This window comes from Agarilytica rhodophyticola, assembly GCF_002157225.2.
Classification (GTDB): Bacteria; Pseudomonadota; Gammaproteobacteria; order Pseudomonadales; family Cellvibrionaceae; genus Agarilytica; species Agarilytica rhodophyticola.
Genome location: NZ_CP021746.1, coordinates 44106 through 63413, shown reverse-complemented (window position 1 = coordinate 63413; position 19308 = coordinate 44106). Strand labels below are relative to the sequence as shown.

15 protein-coding genes and 1 pseudogene are annotated in these 19308 nt (G+C 39.1%); 12 read left to right on the top strand and 4 right to left on the bottom strand.

Features of this window, described 5'->3' with window-relative positions; genetic code table 11:
* The first annotated feature begins 788 nt into the window (after positions 1-788).
* The 5 genes from BVC89_RS29175 (at position 789) to BVC89_RS29155 (ending at position 4887) form a co-directional block, all read left to right on the top strand.
* Positions 789-2231 (top strand): dihydrolipoyl dehydrogenase, encoded by a 1443-nt coding sequence (locus BVC89_RS29175; protein ID WP_103654479.1) that lies wholly within the window; start codon positions 789-791, stop codon positions 2229-2231.
* A 584-nt stretch (positions 2232-2815) separates the two neighbouring features.
* Entirely contained in the window at positions 2816-3175 is a 360-nt protein-coding gene (locus BVC89_RS29170; protein WP_103654478.1) for a hypothetical protein, read from the top strand.
* A gap of 35 nt (positions 3176-3210) precedes the next feature.
* Positions 3211-3939, top strand: coding sequence for a BLUF domain-containing protein (locus BVC89_RS29165; protein WP_103654477.1), 729 nt, complete (start codon positions 3211-3213; stop codon positions 3937-3939).
* A 5-nt stretch (positions 3940-3944) separates the two neighbouring features.
* On the top strand, positions 3945-4481 hold the full coding sequence (locus tag BVC89_RS29160) for a GTP-binding protein (RefSeq protein ID WP_103654476.1): 537 nt from the start codon (positions 3945-3947) through the stop codon (positions 4479-4481).
* Positions 4482-4491: 10 nt separating this feature from the next.
* Positions 4492-4887: a roadblock/LC7 domain-containing protein gene (locus tag BVC89_RS29155; RefSeq protein WP_103654475.1), complete on the top strand. Its 396-nt coding sequence runs from the start codon at positions 4492-4494 to the stop codon at positions 4885-4887.
* A gap of 285 nt (positions 4888-5172) precedes the next feature.
* Here BVC89_RS29155 and BVC89_RS29150 read toward each other — a convergent pair whose 3' ends face one another.
* Positions 5173-6546 (bottom strand): DUF1501 domain-containing protein, encoded by a 1374-nt coding sequence (locus BVC89_RS29150; protein WP_103654474.1) that lies wholly within the window; start codon positions 6544-6546, stop codon positions 5173-5175.
* Between the two features lie 27 nt (positions 6547-6573).
* The gene (locus BVC89_RS29145; RefSeq protein ID WP_086932915.1) at positions 6574-8412 is read right to left on the bottom strand and encodes a DUF1800 domain-containing protein; all 1839 of its coding nucleotides are present in this window, start codon (positions 8410-8412) and stop codon (positions 6574-6576) included.
* Positions 8413-9889: 1477 nt separating this feature from the next.
* Between BVC89_RS29145 and BVC89_RS29135 the strand changes: the two genes are divergently transcribed.
* The gene (locus BVC89_RS29135; RefSeq protein ID WP_103654473.1) at positions 9890-10336 is read left to right on the top strand and encodes a helix-turn-helix domain-containing protein; all 447 of its coding nucleotides are present in this window, start codon (positions 9890-9892) and stop codon (positions 10334-10336) included.
* A 541-nt stretch (positions 10337-10877) separates the two neighbouring features.
* Positions 10878-11724: pseudogene (locus BVC89_RS30460) on the top strand (IS4 family transposase); the annotation flags it as partial.
* A gap of 205 nt (positions 11725-11929) precedes the next feature.
* Here BVC89_RS30460 and BVC89_RS29120 read toward each other — a convergent pair.
* Positions 11930-12397 carry a helix-turn-helix domain-containing protein gene (locus BVC89_RS29120; RefSeq protein ID WP_158658205.1) on the bottom strand — a complete coding sequence of 156 codons (468 nt, stop codon included), beginning with the start codon at positions 12395-12397 and terminating at the stop codon, positions 11930-11932.
* A gap of 496 nt (positions 12398-12893) precedes the next feature.
* Here BVC89_RS29120 and BVC89_RS29115 point away from each other — a divergent pair, with 496 nt between their 5' ends.
* Entirely contained in the window at positions 12894-13262 is a 369-nt protein-coding gene (locus BVC89_RS29115) for a hypothetical protein (protein ID WP_103654469.1), read from the top strand.
* 15 nt (positions 13263-13277) lie between these two features.
* Entirely contained in the window at positions 13278-14051 is a 774-nt protein-coding gene (locus BVC89_RS29110; protein ID WP_103654468.1) for an NYN domain-containing protein, read from the top strand.
* 1566 nt (positions 14052-15617) lie between these two features.
* Here the strand turns inward: BVC89_RS29110 and BVC89_RS29105 are convergent.
* On the bottom strand, positions 15618-16133 hold the full coding sequence (locus BVC89_RS29105; protein WP_103654467.1) for a hypothetical protein: 516 nt from the start codon (positions 16131-16133) through the stop codon (positions 15618-15620).
* A gap of 458 nt (positions 16134-16591) precedes the next feature.
* On the opposite strand from BVC89_RS29105, the gene BVC89_RS29100 reads away from it, so the two are divergent.
* The 3 genes from BVC89_RS29100 to BVC89_RS29090 all read left to right on the top strand — a co-directional run bounded on the left by BVC89_RS29100 (position 16592) and on the right by BVC89_RS29090 (position 19231).
* The gene (locus BVC89_RS29100) at positions 16592-17059 is read left to right on the top strand and encodes a winged helix-turn-helix domain-containing protein (RefSeq protein WP_158658204.1); all 468 of its coding nucleotides are present in this window, start codon (positions 16592-16594) and stop codon (positions 17057-17059) included.
* A gap of 140 nt (positions 17060-17199) precedes the next feature.
* The gene (locus BVC89_RS29095) at positions 17200-17571 is read left to right on the top strand and encodes a transposase (RefSeq protein WP_103654465.1); all 372 of its coding nucleotides are present in this window, start codon (positions 17200-17202) and stop codon (positions 17569-17571) included.
* A gap of 619 nt (positions 17572-18190) precedes the next feature.
* Positions 18191-19231, top strand: a complete 1041-nt coding sequence (locus tag BVC89_RS29090) for an IS481 family transposase (protein ID WP_103654464.1) — start codon at positions 18191-18193, stop codon at positions 19229-19231.
* Positions 19232-19308 lie beyond the last annotated feature (77 nt).

Sequence of the window (19308 nt, the reverse complement as noted above, 5' to 3'; positions counted from 1 at the left end):
TTCTTATGTCTGTGTTTAGTTCAAATCTCTAGACGTTATCGAACGCCTTGAAAAGTAAAACGTGTTGGTAATGGACAGTAATATGGGCTCGGCTCATAGTTATGATCTGTTTTATGGCTGAGTGTATATCTTTTGGCTAGAATAAGCGTTCCTATAGCTTTAATGAAAATTTATCCCCTCCTAAAATGTGGTTAACTATTTGCCAATGCTTGGACAATAAATTTTTAAAAAATGGTTTTGTCGCTGGAAACAGCATTGATTTATAGAATTTAAAATGCTTGCACCTTGATACAAGACAAAAACTTAACACACAAATGTATTAGTAAATTTTTTCATATAGCACTCTTGATTCGTTCTTGTAATGACTTCGGTTTTAACAGCGTATCGATGTGTTAAGGACTGGGTGAGAGGCTTGACATTTTGTATCTTAGTGTTGATACCCTATTGTCGTTTAGTAATAATGTTTTGCTAGTATCAGAAAGATTTTTTAACAGAAAAATAAGTGCCAACTATTTCAGCGGCTGCCTTTTGTAAACACGGCTACTATTGATTTTGTAGTGGCCAGTATGAGTTAATGGCGGAAAATAACTTATAATGATAATAATTCTTTTCATTCTATAGTATTAGATAAAAATGTCAATTTTTCCGTTATGGATAAATTAAAGGTGATATAGTAGTTGAAGCTATTTTTTCCGAGTTGATTGCTGTATCACTTAATCGGCTCTTGGCATCATCAGTATTGAGTTAGGAAAAGTGTTATTTTACTAAAACTATATGAGGATGTAGACGTGAGTGTAAATAAAAGAAAAGTTGAGGTGGCAATTATTGGGGCTGGTAGTGCGGGTATGCGTGCTTACCGGGAAGCTTCAAAATATACAGAATCTATTTTGTTGATTGAAGGCGGTGATTACGGTACGACTTGCGCTCGTGTGGGGTGCATGCCATCCAAGCTGCTTATTGCTGCCGGAGAAGCCGCTCATGCAGGTATCTATGCCAAGCATTTTGGTGTTCACTATGAAAATAGAATAATTGATGGTAAAGCGGTAATGCAACGTGTGCGCAGTGAGCGAGATCGCCTGGTGGGCTTTGTTGTGAATGATGTGGGTCAGTGGCCAGAAAATCACCGGATCAAAGGCTATGCACAATTTAAATCAGACCATGTATTACAACTTGATAATGGTACAGAAATTGAGGCGGATCGTATTATTATTGCTACCGGCTCCCGCCCTAATATTATTCCGCCGCTTAAAGAGTTTGGTGATCGTTTAATTATCAATGATGATATTTTTCAATGGGATGATTTGCCTGAATCTGTTGCTGTATTTGGTGCAGGTGTTATTGGCTTAGAACTGGGGCAAGCATTACATCGTTTGGGAGTGCGAGTGTCGTTATTTGGTCGCGATCATGCTGTCGGCCCCCTAAGTGATCCAGCGGTATTGGGAAAAGCGATAGCTATTTTTTCCGACGAATTTAGCTTCTATCCACACGCCGAGGTAACTCGTCGTTCGATAGCCGAGCGGGGTGCCGAAATAGAATATAATCATAATGGCAAACGTAAAGTTGAATATTTTGACTATGTGTTGGCAGCAACCGGAAGAATCCCTAATTTAGATAAGCTAAGGTTAGGAAAAACATCGTTAAAATTAAATGAAAAAGGTATGCCGAAATTTGATTTATATACTGGTCGTATTGAGGACAGTCATATTTTTATCGCCGGTGATGCGAATGGTATCATCCCTTTATTACACGAAGCTTCGGATGAAGGGCAGATAGCTGGTTACAATGTAGCTCACTATCCTAAGATTCGTTGTTTTAAGAAGAGCTCAATGATTAGTATTGTCTTTTCCGATCCTCAAATTATGATGGTTGGGAAAACTTATGGTGAACTTATTGATGAGGGTATTGACTTTGAAGTTGGCGAACTCGATTGGGGTGGCCAGGGTCGTTCACGTGTGATGCTGGTTAATAAAGGTGTGCTGCGTGTTTATGGCGAGCGGAACACTGGACGCTTTTTAGGTGCGGAAATGATTGGGCCTCGTGCCGAAAATATTGCGCACTTACTTGCATGGACACACCAGAGTAACTTAACCGTCTCTGAGATATTAGAGCTCCCTTTTTATCACCCAGTGATCGAAGAGGGTGTCAGAACAGCAATGCGTAATCTTAATCATGCATTACAAATGGGTGAAAAGCCTCCAGTTCGTTGTATGGATTGCGGCCCTGGAGCGTAACTTTAACTACTATAATACTTGACTCGCATGGTAAAATTGCTAGTGTCAATCTTTTCGCTTTCGATACCTAATAAGAAGTATATCTTTGGCGGCTGCCGATGTGTTGAGTTGATGTTTTCCTTAATGGATATTTTTAACTAGATGATTGCTTTAGATATGACGAATAGTAGCATGCTGAAGATATGGGTTTTACCATGAGTATTGGATTTTATAAGGTATAAATTAATCGATAGTAGTAATATATTATACTCTTGTTTTGATGCTCATACTTTATAACGCCATAAGCACTATTGCCTTCCAAGAATCAGTGAAGAAGTAGTTTGGGTAGTTCAGTGGTCTGTTAGCCCAGAGTGGCTCTGCCATAGTATTTCCAATGGTAAAAATATTAGTGGTTACTTGCGTGTTTATTTTTGCCTTTAGGGAACTTATGATTACTTAAAATAGGATACGCGCTACTTAAGTATTCCTGCTTTTAATAATAGCCTGAGCTCTTTTAATAAGATTTAGTTATTAAATAAAATATTTTTATTTTGATATACTTATAAAGTGCGATGATACTTAAAAAGAATTAAAGGTCTAACAATATGCTTAATATAAATGATAGTCTAAATGAGCTTCTTTCAATCGATGGTGCGATGGGGGCGTGTGTTGTCGACTATACATCGGGTATGTCATTAGGTGCGTTGGGCAGCGGTGTGGATTTAGAATTGGCTGCAGCGGGTAACTCCGAAGTTGTTAAAGCCAAAATGAAAACTATGAAGTCACTCGGTATTGAAGGTAGTATCGATGATATTCTTATTACACTTGATGAGCAATTTCATATCATTCGTCCAGCTGCAAATCATAAGGGTATATTTATTTATCTCGTACTTGATAAAGTTAAGTCTAACCTTGCTCTGGCTCGTCATAAGGTTAAATCGATCGAGGAAACTATGACGATATAGTTGTAAACTAGACTCCTATCAATACAGAACGAGCTATGAAATGTATAGTGTATATCAGCAGGGTTGTTAGTAAAAAAAATGGTGTAGCAGTGCCTGAAGGGCTCTCAGATATTTATATGAGCGCTCGTAAGTTTAATGCGCGTTTTGATATTACGGGTGTTTTAGCATTTAAAAATAGTTTTTACCTTCAAATTATAGAAGGGGGTAACAATGAAGTTAACCAACTCTATCGTAATATTCAGGCCGATAAACGTCACAGTGATATCCATACGCTAATTGATATGGATATTTCGCAAAGGTCTTTTGCGAAAAAAAGCATGCGTTTAGTGACGCTTGTACAAAAAGATAAAGAGATTGAAAGGTTTATTACTAAGTATTCGAGTGTTATTTCTAAATTCTCTAACCAACAACTCTCCTTACTTAATAACTTTTACGATTTGTCTCTTCCCCATCAAGAATTCCATAAAAGTTCATATGACGGTAAGCATATAACGCTCATATCCTGGCCGGATTTCAATCATATCGAACAATCTCCTGGTGTCATCGAATTGAGTGCTCGTTTAACCAGCGGTTCTCACGCCTATGATGATATTGTAAATAGTGGTGAATTTGGCAATAAAAACGAACTTGATGGTATTTTAGAACAGTTCGATACATTGGATATTTTACGTGTGAGTAGTATTGTTAATAAACAAAATTATAGCCACTCAAGCACGTCAGATAGTTTTTACTCAAAAATGAAGAATTTTTTGCGGCTTGGATAAGGTGAATGAATTATAAAAAGCTGGCAATTGTAGGAGAAATTGGTGCAGGTAAAACGGAGTTCATTAATACTCTCAGTGAAATTAGCCCCCTTCAAACAGAAGCTGAGTCTAGTATTGATATTGGCAAACAATTTACTACGGTTGGTATTGATTACGGTCGTATTACCTTGGGGGATGATACCGCCTTAGGTCTGTATGGGGTTCCTGGCCAAGAACGTTATTCTTTCCTTTGGGAGTTTGTTAATACGTCACTATGGGGAATCTTGTTTCTTATCAAATTCGGTGAATCACCAAATTATAATAATCTAGATAAACTATTGTCATTTTTCTGCCCTCATAAAATGAAAACGGCATGTGTTGTCGGTATTACTCACTGTGAAAATGCAGATAAAGAAGGTTTGGTTGCCCTGGGAGTCGAGATTCGCTCTATGCTAGACCATCACCATATAGTTGCTCCTATTATAAATATTGATGCAAGAAACAAAACATCAGCCATGAGCCTCTTACACTCTTTTAATGCAATAAATAAATATTCTAGTTAATTACTTTACCATGAAGACCAAAATTACAATAAAGCCTGAATTACTTGATTGTATAAAAAAACTAGCTGCTAGCCACAGTGAAATTCAATTAATTAGTTTGTGCACTGTGGATGGTTTTAGCATCAAGACTTTTGCAGCCAAAACGCTTGATATTGAATCAGATAAAGTTGCAGCTATTGCTAGCTCTTTATGTTCTTTGAGCAATGCTTCTGCTAAAAAAATTATTAAGCAAGAATTTCAAATGACAACGGTAGAAACCGCTGGTGGTCATATTTTGCTTATCAATACACGTTATTTACATTTATCTTGTGTTCTGATGGTCGCGGCTCAATCTGATATGGTGCTAGCCACAGCACGATTTGCTATCAAACGTTTATCTGAAGAGATCTTGGCTATAAGACCCTAAGTTAATATTGGGCTTGCATCATATGGTTTTTCATATATAGAGTTTAATATCCGCTTTTCGATATTGTTGTAAATTACGGGTTGTAGTGCGTTTAGATGTGCACGGGAACTTAGCTGTGTTAGCTGTCATGACTTTACTTTTAGATGTTTTGGCTACAAGATGAATAAATAATTTCCATGGTGTAATGTGTAAAGCTATTATCGAAGTCAGGTTATTTGGGTGGAAGCTAGGAAGAATAGAGCTACTAACACAAGGGCCTATCAGTAGGCCCTCACATCCCTTGGCTTACACGAAGCCTAAATTGACATTACTGAAGTTGCCGAGATTAGGGAAGATATCGGCGATGTCTGATGCTGATAAACCGTACCAACTGGCTAGAGTTGCGGCATATTGATCGATGGAGGTGGTGGGTATAAGACGACCTCTTCCAGAGTCCTGCGCGCCCCCAATAACCAGTTCAGGCATCTCTCCAAAGATCTTCTTGCCGTCGACTGCGCCACCCATTACCAATTGGTGCCCGCCCCAACCGTGATCACTCCCACTGCCATTACTGCCAAGTGTTCTGCCGAAGTCAGCGGCGGTGAAGGTGGTGATTTGATCTTGCAATCTCATTTCAACGGTTAAATCGTAAAAGTACTTGAGGGCATCACTAAGACTTTTTAACAAGCCTTGCTGGCGAGAAAGTTGGTCACTATGGGTATCCCAGCCACCCACGCCAACGAAGAAGATTTGGCGGTTCATATTAAGCGTTGAACGCGAATCGATCATCTTGGCCACAGTGGAAAGGCTCTGTGCGATTCCGTTCTCAGCAGGAAGTGGCGTAGTAAAGGCGCGGGCACTGGATAAGGCGTCACCGACAAAAGTACTGAGCATCTCAGAGCGCGATTTTACTTTAGCGAATTCATTAGCATAGATATTATCGTAGCTATTTTTCATCATCGCATCAAAGGCTTCGATGCGACGTTGCTCTTGAGCGTTACGGCTAGAGCGATTCAAACCGCCCATGGGCACGATACCAGATGAGGACATGGCATAAGGCGAAGTATTGTCTCCCACTTGGAATAAGTTTCTACCGGACATTGAAATATTCATCGACAAGCGCGAGTTTCTATTGGCATCCACCATGGCATCAGCCATACGCCCGGCCCATCCCCGAGGCTGAGGGACATCTGTTTTGAGACTATGCCAAAAATCCTGCTGGTCGTTGTGAGAAAATAAGCGCGGAGGTAATGGCACTCTGCCGTTTTCGTAATCTGTCTTGCTTGTAGGAGCCACTAGGGCACCCACATTACCTACTACAGACAGGTTACCTTGATTAAATAGGGTGCGTACACCTTCCATACTTGGGTGAAAACCATAGTCATTGCCATCTGAGCCACGAGCCGACGCCCGTAAAATATCTGCGCGTGGAATGGCTAAGCCTTCACGAGCATCTGAATATTGATTGTAGGCAGAATTGCTTGTGGGTATGAGCATGTTGTAGGAATCATTACCGCCAAACAAAAATAGACATACTAGCGCTTTATAATCACCGCTTGTTTGGGCGAATGCGTTCATCATCCCCAGGCTAGATAAACTGGCATAAGCACCGGCCCCTGCAACGCTTTTAGATAGGCAGGATTTCAAAAAATTGCGACGCTGTAATTCGAATTTAGACATTGTGATATAACCTTGGTACGTATTCAGTTAGCGTTGATAGGCGAAGTCTGGTGATGCAAAAGCTAAAAATAAACCTTCCCTCACACGCAGGGTGCCATCATCGGTCATCGGTGTCTGATTAATGAAATCTTCTAAAATATCTTGCGTTTGCTGTGACATTTGGCCAGCAAATAAGAAATCATTAAAGTGTTTAACAAGCTCTTCAGGTCTATTGGCCAATCGCTTAGCTCTGTCAAAATTTAAATTAATTTGATGGAGGCCGCTTTCTGCTCGAGTGCCGTTAAGACGACTTCCATTGATATAACTGCGCAACCGATTTTGTGCGGAAATAGCAGTCGTTTCGGTATAGATTTGGAACTCGGGTGACACCATGTTGCCGTTCTCAATAGCGCCAGGTTGGCTAAACGTGGGTGAGAAGAAATTAAATACCGAAGGCGCGGCCAGTGCTTTTTGTGCAAAGTCGCGGTTCGATTGCGAATAGCGCAAATGACCACCAGCACCTTCAGCGCCAAATGCTCGCCAAAGGTGTGTGAGTTTTAACAAAGGCTCTTTTAACTTACCAAAGTTTTGCGGATCATTCTGATAGCCCAGTAGCGCGTCGCTATCGAGTAAGATCGCTCTTACGGTTGCCTGTAAATCACCGCGTACGCCGCGGCCGTTATCATTAAATACAGATGCCACACGGGCTACATAGGCTGGGGATGGATTACTCGTCACCAAACGTTGAATTAACTGCTTACCAATAAATGGGCCGACATTTGGGTGATTAAATAAGTTATCTAAAGCCATTTCTAAATCGGTACGAGCATCCTGGTTAGCGGGCAAAACTGTGCCGTTGAGTAATACTTTCTCACCAGTATCATGGAAATCTTCATAGGGCGTCATGGGTTTGAGCAGTCTTTCACTATCGGGCCTTTCAAAGCCGCTTTGGAATCTGCGTAGATTCTCATAATTCCAGCCGGTGAATACACGAGCAAAAGCCAGTACTTCTGGCATACCATAGGTTGGAATAGATCGGTTTCTGCTATCTAACTTCTCAGTGCCATCGAGGTTTAATTCTTTTAAGCCAATAGTGAACAGCTGCATAATTTCGCGTGCGTAGTTCTCATCTGGCTGAATTGTACCTTCATCATTACCTTTACTATTGCGGCGCATACTTAAGAAGTTACCCATAGCCGGGTGCAGCGTTACTTCTTCTAATAGCTCTCTAAAATTGCCAAAGGCGTTACGAATAAGTACATCATTATAGTTGGCCATACTCCTGGCATAGCCAGTTAATGCACCGTCATTTTCAGACACAACAAGTATTTGGCTCAGTGCAAATGCCACCCGCTGGCGTAACTGATCTTCGCCATTAATAACGGTATCGAACCATGCATCTGAACGACGGAAGCTGCGTAAGAAAACAATATCTCTCGTGTTTTCGTCGATTAGCTTTTTAACAGTTTCTGTTTGATAAGTAGGCGTTGCATCAAATTGTTGCTGCAGCCAAGAGGTGTAATTGGTTGCCTGGAGAGCATCGATCTCTCTTTGTGTGGGGCCAAACGTCGTTCGCAATAAGAATCTGACCGCTTCATCATTATTTCTTGCGCGTCTTGGTGCAGGCGTTGGTGTAGCAGCCACTGGTGTCGCTGTAGGTGTCGGTGTGCCAGTGGGAGTTGCTGTAGGTGTTGTTCCTGGCGTAGGTGTTGGAGTTCCTGGTAACGGCGGTACTGTTTGTGACGGCACTGGCTGATTATCAGGGGAGTCCCCACCGGGATTAGCATCGGGGCTCAGTAAGCTCTCGCTTTCACCGCCACAGGCAACAAGACCTGCCAATACACATGCTAAGGTAAAATTTTTGCTGAATATACTAATTCTAAACATAGATCAAGACACGAGCAATTTTGATGGATAATTGGTAATACAAATATTGTTTCATATTTGTACCGAACTAGATATTAGACTTGTCGTTTCAATCGTCTTTGTGTGGCGGTTAAAAATCAAAAATGTCGATCGAGTCACGTTTTTCTCAATAAGCCCGCCGATACGTATTATTTTTTAAACTCGACGTGTAGATTGAGACAAGCAACATTAGTGGTAGTTTTTATATTAATAATTCCTAGTAATTAATTTTTTATAGCGATTAGGTTATTAGGCGGTAAACACTTCACGGTTTTAATTGATAAGAAATAAACAATTAATTGCTGAGGTTAAAAAATAGTTTAGAGCCTCTAAACATTTGCTACATTCTAAAACATTAATTGACGATAATACTTCAAGCTCGTATTGTTATTGTTTCATAACGACTAATACTGTTTTCTAGATACACATTTACAGTTTGGTAACTTAATTTCCTTGGCTATTTAAACTCTTTCGCTCTCTAAATGACTTTGCAAAAGTGCTGCACTCATCTTACCTTGGCTCAGTACTTTTTCGCGAAGGCTGTAAACTTCTTATCCTTTGACGTAATTTTAATTTTTTGAAATGGATATTTGAAGTCAATACTTTCTTATCGACGAATAGTGCTCTCGCATACATGCCGCTGAATAATTGAGAGGGGTGCCCTATTTTTAGATATTTGGGTTGAAAAATATTCAGTCACCTACTCTCGTGTATGTGCACGCGCTACCGGTATTTCGTTTTTATTCATCCTAGGCTTGGTTTATAGTGTCGCTGCTAATAATTTAAGTTTACTTATGAGTAATGTAAAGAACATAATATTTTCTCAGTGTAAACTTACTTATAAAATACATAGTTGTATTAAACCTCATGGTTGCTTGGCTTATCTATAGTGTAAATAGGTGCCGCACTATTGCTGTTGAGGTGGTTATGAGTAGAATACTGGAAATAATGAGGAGGCGTCGCAGTATTGATATTCTGTCAAAAATAGCTTGCTCTATCGAAAGGCGAATAACTGAACTGACAGATACATCAAAGCTTATATAAGTATTTCAAGTAATATTCTAACATGGTGTCCGTCTTTTCAGTATTAATGCTGTAAACTTTACGTTTATTAACAGTTGGTGTGGTCACAATATACTATAAAATCAAGAATTGTAAGAGTATAAGTTGTAGCAGGATAGTCATGGCTAAAACCGTATGATATTGTAATATTGATTAAGCTATGCAATTTTCAGTTTTTTTTATCATTGTAGATAACAAGCGTGCTTCCTAAAGTTTATAGTTTCATAAATAACTCGTGAAAACTATACTTTATGCAACCTCCTTATTACTCTAGCTGTTATATTGATACAATTCATTTCAATAGACGTATGAACGTTTATCATGACGTTACAATATTTGAATGCTTTGGTATCAGGAGTAGTAATGTTTTGGGAATCGTATAGTTGAAGAGGAATATATGAAGCAACAATATGACACCCGATTACCGCGTTGTCTGGCTAATGCTAGTGACACTGATAAAGATGTATTACGCAACTATTATTTAACAGCATCGTTGCTGCCCAAATATAGTGGTTTAAAACAACAGGTTATCGATGTGCTTGTTGCTCACATGGGCCAAAAATCATTAGATATCTTTCAAATCGCCCAAGTACTTAATATGTCATCAAGGACTCTACAGCGGCAATTGCGCCGGAATGGTAGCAGTTTTACTCAATTAAGGGATGAGGTGCGCCGCTATCATGGTATGCGCTATTTGCTAGAGCAGCGTCTTCCTGTAACGCAAATATGTAATTTGCTTGGTTACTCTGATAGAACATCTGTGACACATGCTTTTCATCGGTGGGTAGGGATGTCTCCCGAAGAGCTCAAAGAGATATTAATACCTTTCAACGAATTGAGCTAATAACCTGTGGATCTTTAAAAGAGAACTCAATATGACAGCAAGCTCTCATTACGTATGGGGCTTTTATTATATGCATGTACGGTTTTATGTTTTTAAACTTATTCATTGATTGTATGAGCAAATACCCGATAATAAAAAATATAGGCGTATAAAGTAGAGTGGCTGTTATGCGCGTACAGCTATGAACAATTTTTCAGAATGACTATATAATAGTCTTGAGTGATGCTTGTGCTGACTATAGAGCCGGCTAGCTGGAATGAGTGGTGTCAAAATAATAATTATGAGGATATGGCGTAAAGTTTATTAAGAAAAGATTAGGCCAAGCTCAGCTAGAGATCCATGTGAAGACATTGTCTATAAAATAAAGACTATATCTTGATGTATTGTAATTTGATTGACTTTGAAGAATCCTCTTTATTAGAAACATGTATTATTGCTATCACTGCTGTCCCGTTAACTTAAAGAAAAATCGGTCTGTAAGCACTCAATGATTTATACTAGTTTCGCCAAAAAACACTATAAAGCAAGAGTGAAACAGACCATGAGCCATCATAATACAGTCATCGGCCAAATGCTAAAATTAATTCCGAGACATGAATTCGAAACGCTAGCCAATCAGCGCCATAGTGGCTGATCCTTTCGCAAAGCATTGCGCTGGTCACAGTTTGTGACGATGATGATTGCCCAACTGTCAGCTCGAAACAGTTTGCGCGATATTGTGGATAATATGACGGCACAAATGCACCGTTTGTATCACCTAGGGTTATCTAAATTGACACGAACGACTTCATCTCGGCTTAAACCATGAAGGGTATTTGCCAGAATTTATCGCGGTGATAGAGGGGAAAACCCATGACATCACAGCAGCAAGAGCAATGAACTTGCCCCAAGGTAGCATCGTTGTGGTGGATAAAGCTTACAATGACTATGCATGGTATAAGCAATTGACAGATAAGGGGGGGGCTTCGTTACTCGCTGAAGAACAATGCCAAATACCGTGTGATTGAACGTCGTGATGCGCTTAAACCCAAAGGGATAACCTCCGATCAGATCATAGAATTTACTGGCAATGTGGCATCAAAAAAATGTCCTACTTTTTTGCATCGCATTGGTTATCGAGATAAAGAGACAGGGAAACACTACGTGTTTTTGACAAACAATACATCCTTAGCCGCCAGGACGATTGCTGATTTATATAAACCCAGGTAGCAGGTGGAATTATTCTTTAAATGGATTAAGTAAAACCTGAAAATTAAATCGTTTGTGGGGACAAGTAAGAATGCTGTGCTGACACAAATATGAATTGCCATGTGTGTTTACTTAGTGTTGGCTTTTTAAAGTTCCAGTCAAAACTAACGCAGAGTATGCAACAAATTCTTCGCATATTGTAGCTTAATCTTTTGAAAAACGAGATTTAATTGCTTTGCTCAGGGGCGACCCTATCAATACCGAACCCCCTGGTCGATATCAAGGGAAACTGTTTTGAAAGTTAACGGGACAGCAATGTATTGCTATATAAACATTTATTCTTGTATTTGCTGGCTGTATATAAGGAGATTAGATATCTCTTGATTTACTTCGGCAAAGCTATATTTACATGTTTTTTTTTCTTACAGCTTCTTTTTCCAGCCGTTTCAAAGTCGTTGGCGATATCCCTAGCCATCGTTTGAATGCACTTAATAAACCCGTCCTATTAGAAAAACCGAGAGTATAACTAATATCGTTAACGGTTAAGCGTTCTTCCAGAAGGTAATGTACGGCGTAGTATCGGCGCACTTCATCATGCAATACGCTAAAACTTGCCTTTTGTCCTTCAAGCCTGCGTTGTAATGTACGTTTAGTCGTGCCTATATCTTGGGCTACATCATGTATCGTCCACTTTCTGTATTCAGAGCTTAGAATACGTCGTGTAATGGCGTCGATGACACGCTTCTTGAGGCCATAATGCCTAGGTAGTTTCGCTTTTTCTCTAAAGCTCTCGTAGAGAAAAATAACATCTTCATCAGATACTCGGTCAAAACCGTCCTTACTAGAATGGAGGGGACTGTCAATAATAGTCACTTGATAACAACTCGTGATATATCGTGGTTATTCTTTTCTTAATGGTTTGGCTGTTTTTATAGAACCGACATGACTCTATGTAAACGGTAAAGTCATTGTAAACTAAAGTTGACGATGAAGGTAATAGAAAGTGCCTTTCATCAACAAGCTGAATAGTTGTCTCTTATGATGACAGTATAGAAAAGCATTCTACGCATGATTTGCCTGAAAGAGCTTATTTTTGAAAAAAGTGTGTACAATTTTATGATTTATATTTATTGTTAGCATCTCACAATATGGAGGATTTAGGCGGTGTATCATTGCACAATGTTACCTCATTTATTGGATGCACCGTCTTTTTTACCTAAGCCTCTAAGGGTAAGACGATAAGCCTTTATCTTCCCATATCCTTTATGCTTTCTCATTTTATACATGCATCTGACCCTGCTTTTTTTGGGATACTGCTATAGTTAATGTATAAAGTGCACGCTAGTATCTATTTATACGAACAGGAAACATGACAAAACCATTAATTGTTGTTATCGAAGTTGTGATAGTAGGGTGGTGTGTTACGACGCTTTTATTATTATTAAAAGAGGATGAAGCGGTGATGCAAGTAGGGAGTTTGCCGCTTACATGTGAGCGTTGTTATCATATGAAAGTGCACGCGAGTGATAACAAAGACATAGTCGGAGCAACAATTCTGCCTATTTCAGGGAAAATAGATATTGAGGCCTTGATTGATCAATATATGAGTGATAATAATAGTATATGTCTTTTGGGTAAACCCTATATCTTTAATTTCAATATACTAAGTATTGTCCCTGACGGGCGGCGGGTAGAAATTATAGAAGATTTACCACTATCTCGTTGTGAAAATCTGTAGAGTGTATCATGTACGATGAAAATAGCAGTGCTCATTGATGCGGACAATATTGGATGTAATAGAATAGGCGAGCTGTTCGCGATACTGTCAGAATACGGTAATGCGGTTATAAAGCGGGCGTACGGTGATTGGAGTAGTCTCCACTCGCGAGGGTGGAAAGATACGCTAAACCAATATGGTATTCGACCTGTTCAACAGTTTGCCTATACACCGAAGAAAAATGCTTCAGACATGGCCTTGGTTGTTGATGCGATGGATCTTTTGCATCAAGGTGATCTTGATATGTTTGTGATCGTGTCCAGTGATAGTGATTTCACTCGATTAGCTGCTCGTCTACGAGAGTCTCAAAAATTTGTTCTTGGCTGTGGATATGTCACGACACCTAAGGCCTTCCAACAGATTTGCGACGCCTTTACGTTCTTGGAACCCAAGCAAGCCACCAGGCCACATCATAGTCAAGACAGTGACGTTGATATAGCGGCCGTATGTATAGAAAAAAGCCGTCTTGCACTCAATGATAAGAGGTTGATTGAGACATTGGTGAATATTGTAAAGAAATACTCGGATGAAGAGGGGTGGGCCCCCATATCAGTATGCGGATCGTTTATCCGGAGGCATTACCCCCATATACAGTATAAAAAGTATGGCTGTAAAACACTAACAGAACTAATCGAAGCCACGCAATCTTTTACCTTATTCAAACCAAGTCAAGACGATACGGTGAGAAAGCAAATTTACATTAGAAATAATTTACCGCTCATAAAGTTATCCACACGAACATGGATTTAAACATTGCAATTTTTGAACAGGTGGTCGATAAATCGAGGTATTCTACTGATACTGTCGTCGCAATTCGACTGATCGTTTTTGAACATTAACGAGTTGTCGGTGCTGCAAAAAAGCAGCAGAAAACGCGGTTATCTTTGAGTAATTCACTATGTTATTTTAAAAATGGTAGTGGGGAGGAGAAAGAGAGGTGTAGCAATTAAAATTAGAAAAAGCATACAGGTATTAACAGGTTGGTAAGGTCAGAAGGGCTTGACTGATATATTTAAAAAATAATTTCACTGTACAAAATAACATTCCTAACGTATTGAGTGGTGATTATTCTATATGTACTAGGCTTTATTACACATGATAAAGGTGATGATTGTGGTGAATGAAAAGGTTTTAAGGCGTCATTAAATTTATTAACATGTTTACTATTATGTGAATTGGTAATACACTGCCAAATACTCTGATTGAGCATTTAGTAATATTTGCGGCGTACACTGATTTTTATCCACATATTTCTCCGGTGCGCCGCGTTTTTTTATATTCTGTGAATTTAAATGCGAAATGTATCAAAACTTACACTGCCAATACAGCCCAGCTTTTAGTTATTAAGTCATCTGACGTTTTAAAAATTCTTGGTTGAGTGTCGAGGCGTTTGGCCTTCGATAGTGTAGCCTGTGTTAGGTTTGTACTTTCTCGGAAATACTAACGAAGTAGGTCATTAGCGTTGTTATGCAATCCTCTTTCTAGTGAGTTGTGAGGACAAGCAAAGCATGTATTGGTTTTAATGTATCACCAAATCCTTCATAGAGAGCAATGCCTTCCTATTGTCGACGGTAATCGTGTAAGTGACTTTTTTGGAGTGATTTCAGTCTAGCAATTGTCGCTACTGCTATCAAGTTAGTGCTTTTATTATCCGCCTGTAAGTATGCTGTAAAATAGGCGATGCGTTCAGCAATAGTGATTAAAGTGCAAAGCGGGTATATAAATAACCTTATCTGTGTATATCTGATCAGGAAAAAAAATGGGTGTTCTCATGGCTATTTGCAGTATCTTGCTTTTCAATGGATCACCTTGATATCTGGCTTTGTTGTTTGTGTGTCTGTTGTGGATAATATTTAATCATTGTTTTGTTTTTTTTGGGGGGGAGGGAATGGGGGCTCAGATTGTTTCAATTGTAGTCGATTTTAATTTTACTAGACGGTGAACTTCAAATTTGAGTGTGTTATTGATGATAAGGTTAAAATAATAATTCCAGTTGCTGTTGGGTATCTTGTGTTTGACATGGTTGAGCTTTTGTTATGGATGGTTTTCTCATGAGGGAGAAGAGTGTTCAATAAGGTTGTCTAAAGCTAACTATTATGATAATAGCGTATTTTGTAGAAATCTTTTTCCTTTGCTTGTCTGATATCATGTTTTCCTATGGTTTTTTATTAGTTTATTTTGCATTAAAGTAATTGAGGATGTCTATTTTGAGGTGTCTAATCTATGTGAGCTGTATTAGTCTAAAAAGCATATTAAGTTGGATGCTGAATATTGTGCGCGGTATTAGAGTTTTCTTTTGGTATGGCAACAATGCCATTAGTGTAATGAGTCAGTTAGTGTTTCATATCGCTCGAATTCTTTGTAACCTAAACAGTCTCTTGTAGAGTAAGAGTGTAGACAGTCTTCTTCCCGATATAGGTACAGATATCCACTATGATTTCCTACCTTAGGAAAGCCCCAGTTTCTTAGAAATTTAAATTCATTATCAATTCTCAATATCTCATCAGCGCTTAGTCTATGCGTCTCATGCTTTTGATGTGGTTGATGATTATTGACCGCGCTAACTTTTGGAAATTTAATTTTACCATTGATTCCATCTTCATCCTTAATAAGGTGGTAGGCATCGCAGCTTCCCAAAAAGGATGAAGCTACACTGCCCAAGCATAAGTGGCTCAATGCTGAGTCCTCAGAATAGCTCGCATTATTTGTGGTTGGTTTTTCTGTGAAATGAATAGAGTTGGAGAATTCATCAGCTTGACTATTTTTATTTAGCGTAAATAGAAGGGCCGCCAGGCATAACGTTATTTTGTTAGTGTTGTAAGGCTTTCTCATTATAGATCTCTGAGGTTGTAGGAGTTAGTTGAGATAGGGTGATTATTGTCTAATTGAGAGGGTATTTTGTAAAATTATGGAATAGTTTAACTGTTTGTAAATAAAAATCAACGCAATTATGTAACATAGTGTTTCTAAAAAGAACAGAACTTTGTATCATTTTTAGGTGTTTAACGTGTCGATCCATGAGTATTATAAAAACAGCTTTAAATTATTAAATATGTTGCCATTTGGGGACACTTGGGTGATTTGGTTCTTTCAAATGTCTATTAGACGGGGTTTATTGAGGTCTTGTTTCCGCCGGAAAGTGAATCAAAAGGGTAGTGGGCAGTCCAAATATGGGAGGGCATGTTATAATAGGTTAGATATTGTGTACTACTGGGAGACTATTAATCAATAGTGGGCTTTAAAATTTGGTGTACTCGGTATCAAGAAAACTGAGCACAGAAGAACAATATTTGATTCGTAAGTTGGCGGTTCAACGCGTACTTGATGGCGCACCAGCTGCAGATGTTACCCGAAGTTTTGGTCTCGGTAAAACAACCATATTTACTTGGCTAAAAATAGCCAGAGAAAAAGGAATAAACGCTCTGTATCCAAAAGCACGAACGGGAAGGAACCGCACATTGTCATATCTTGAAGGGCAAGAAATTAAACATTGGGTTATAGGAAGAGATCCTCGTCAGCATGGTTTTGATTTTGGATTATGGCCGCGTCAGATTGTCGCCGATTTAATACGTGAAAGGTTTGGAGTTGAGCTAAGCCCATCAGGGGTTGGAAATATTCTTCGCTGTCTAGGTTTAACCCCTCGAAAGCCACTACGCAGAGCGTATGAACGGGATGAAGAGGCTGTACAGAAATGGGTTGCTGAAGTCTATCCTAAAGTGAAGAAATGCACTAAAAACAAGGGTGCGGAGATATTTTGATTAGATGAGGCAAGTATCTGTTCAGATGATCCGCTCCAGCGTACATGGGAAGAAAAAGGTAAAACGCCCATTGTTAAAACGAGTGGTCAAAGGTAATCGATCAATGCAATATCAGCTCTATCAAATAAGGGGGGTATCACGTGTTTGAAGGAAAGTTTAATGCAGATAAATGTATTGAGTGTTTTAAAGGTTTCATGAAGGGGCGTAAAAATCCAGCGATATTAATCATTGATGGCCACCCTGCTCATAAATCGAAGAAGGTTGCTGACTATCTTGATTCTTTAGATGGTCAGTTGGAGATTGTTTTTTTGCTCCCGTATGCACCTGACCTGAATCCTGACGAATTAGTTTGGCATCAAATGAGGAATATAGGGACGTCCAAAAAGCCGTTAAAAAAGGGAGAGTCACTAAAAAATCGGGCGATAGTAGACTTGGAGAAAATTAAACGAGATAAAAAATTGATTCGATCCTTTTTCCAAGAGGCAGCGTATTGTTTGCTGCTGCATAGGTAGTAATTTGTTAAACTGAAACAAGGAAAAGTTAATGCTGAGGACTGTGAAAGAGTATAGAAATTTATTCTATAATGTGATCCTCTATAACTATAGTTATTTCAATAGTATCACTGTTTATAGGATGTGGAATTTAAGTGGACTATGACTGTGCTCTTAATCATGTTGGATTCTACTGTTACTGTCAAATAAAGTCTGGAAAAAAATGAACGTTAGTGTTGAGTAACTGATAGAAAATTAATTCATTTTCGAGAGAGTTAGGGGGGCGTACGTACTGGAGAATTTAACATTTGATTCACTTAAGAAAAACTGAAATAAGAAACTAAGCGTTTAGTTTTACTCAGTTAGGACAGAGTCTGGTTGGAGGAATATGAGACGGAAAGTATAAGAATTGTTTGCTTGGGTTACGCATTGTTATATTCGTTTGCAAAAATAATTTATTCATATATTAAAAATAGTTTTGATATTTGTTGAATGGCAGTTTTATAATAACTCTTAATCGATATTGCTACCTTATGTGGATTGACCCCGACCAGATCTGACACATCTCCTTGAAAAATAGAGAGTTACCCGTTTTGATAAAGGTGCGAATCTTAAATCAAAACAAACAAAGGTAACTCTCATGTTGCATACTAACAACCCGATCATAAAACACAAAGTCGGTTTACTGAATTTGGCACAAGAATTAGGTAATGTCTCTAGAGCCTGTAAGGTTATGGGGGTATCGCGTGATACGTTCTACCGCTACCAAGAGCTTTCTGAAGGCGGCGACCTTGATCAACTGATTAACAAGAGTAGACGCACACCGAATGTGAAGAATCGTGTTGATCCTGCCATTGAACAAGCCGTTGTAGATTACGCTTTTGCACAACCGGCTTATGGCCAAGTCCGGGTCATTAATGAACTGAGAAAGAATGGCATCTTCGTATCCGCTAACGGTGTACGATCCATCTGGCTAAGAAATAATTTAGAGAACTTTAAAAAGCGCCTAGCAGCACTGGAAAAAAAGGTTTCAGAAGCTGGGATTGTGTTAACTGAAGCTCAAGTCGCCGCGCTAGAGCGTAAGAAAAATGATGACGAAGCGTGTGGCGAAATAAATACTGAGCATCCAGGCTATTTAGGTTCCCAAGATACGTTCTATGTGGGCAACCTAAAAGGTGTAGGCCGCATCTATCAACAAACGTTTGTCGATACTTATAGTAAAGTGGCGCTCTGTAAACTCTATACAACAAAGACACCTATTACGGCGGCCGATTTACTCAATGATAAAGTGCTCCCCTTGTTTAAGCATCATGGACTACCGATCCTACGCATATTGACAGATCGTGGTACAGAGTATTGTGGTCGCGTCGAGCACCATGATTACCAGTTATACTTAGCGATTAATGAGATTGATCATACTAAAACAAAAGCGATGTCACCCCAAACAAACGGGATATGCGAACGCTTTCACAAGACAATTTTAAATGAGTTTTATCAAATCACGTTCAGAAAAAAACTCTATACATCACTCGATGAATTGCAGAAAGATCTGGACGACTGGGTAGAATACTACAATAATGAACGAACTCATCAAGGAAAAATGTGCTGTGGTCGAACACCACATGATACTTTGGTGGATGGTAAGACTGTTTGGGCAAAAAAGAATTTAGCTCAAATTTAATCTGACAACTACCTTTTAAAAACGGGTAACTGTTAGATCTCATCGGGGTTACTACACCTTATGGTTTTTTGCGAGGC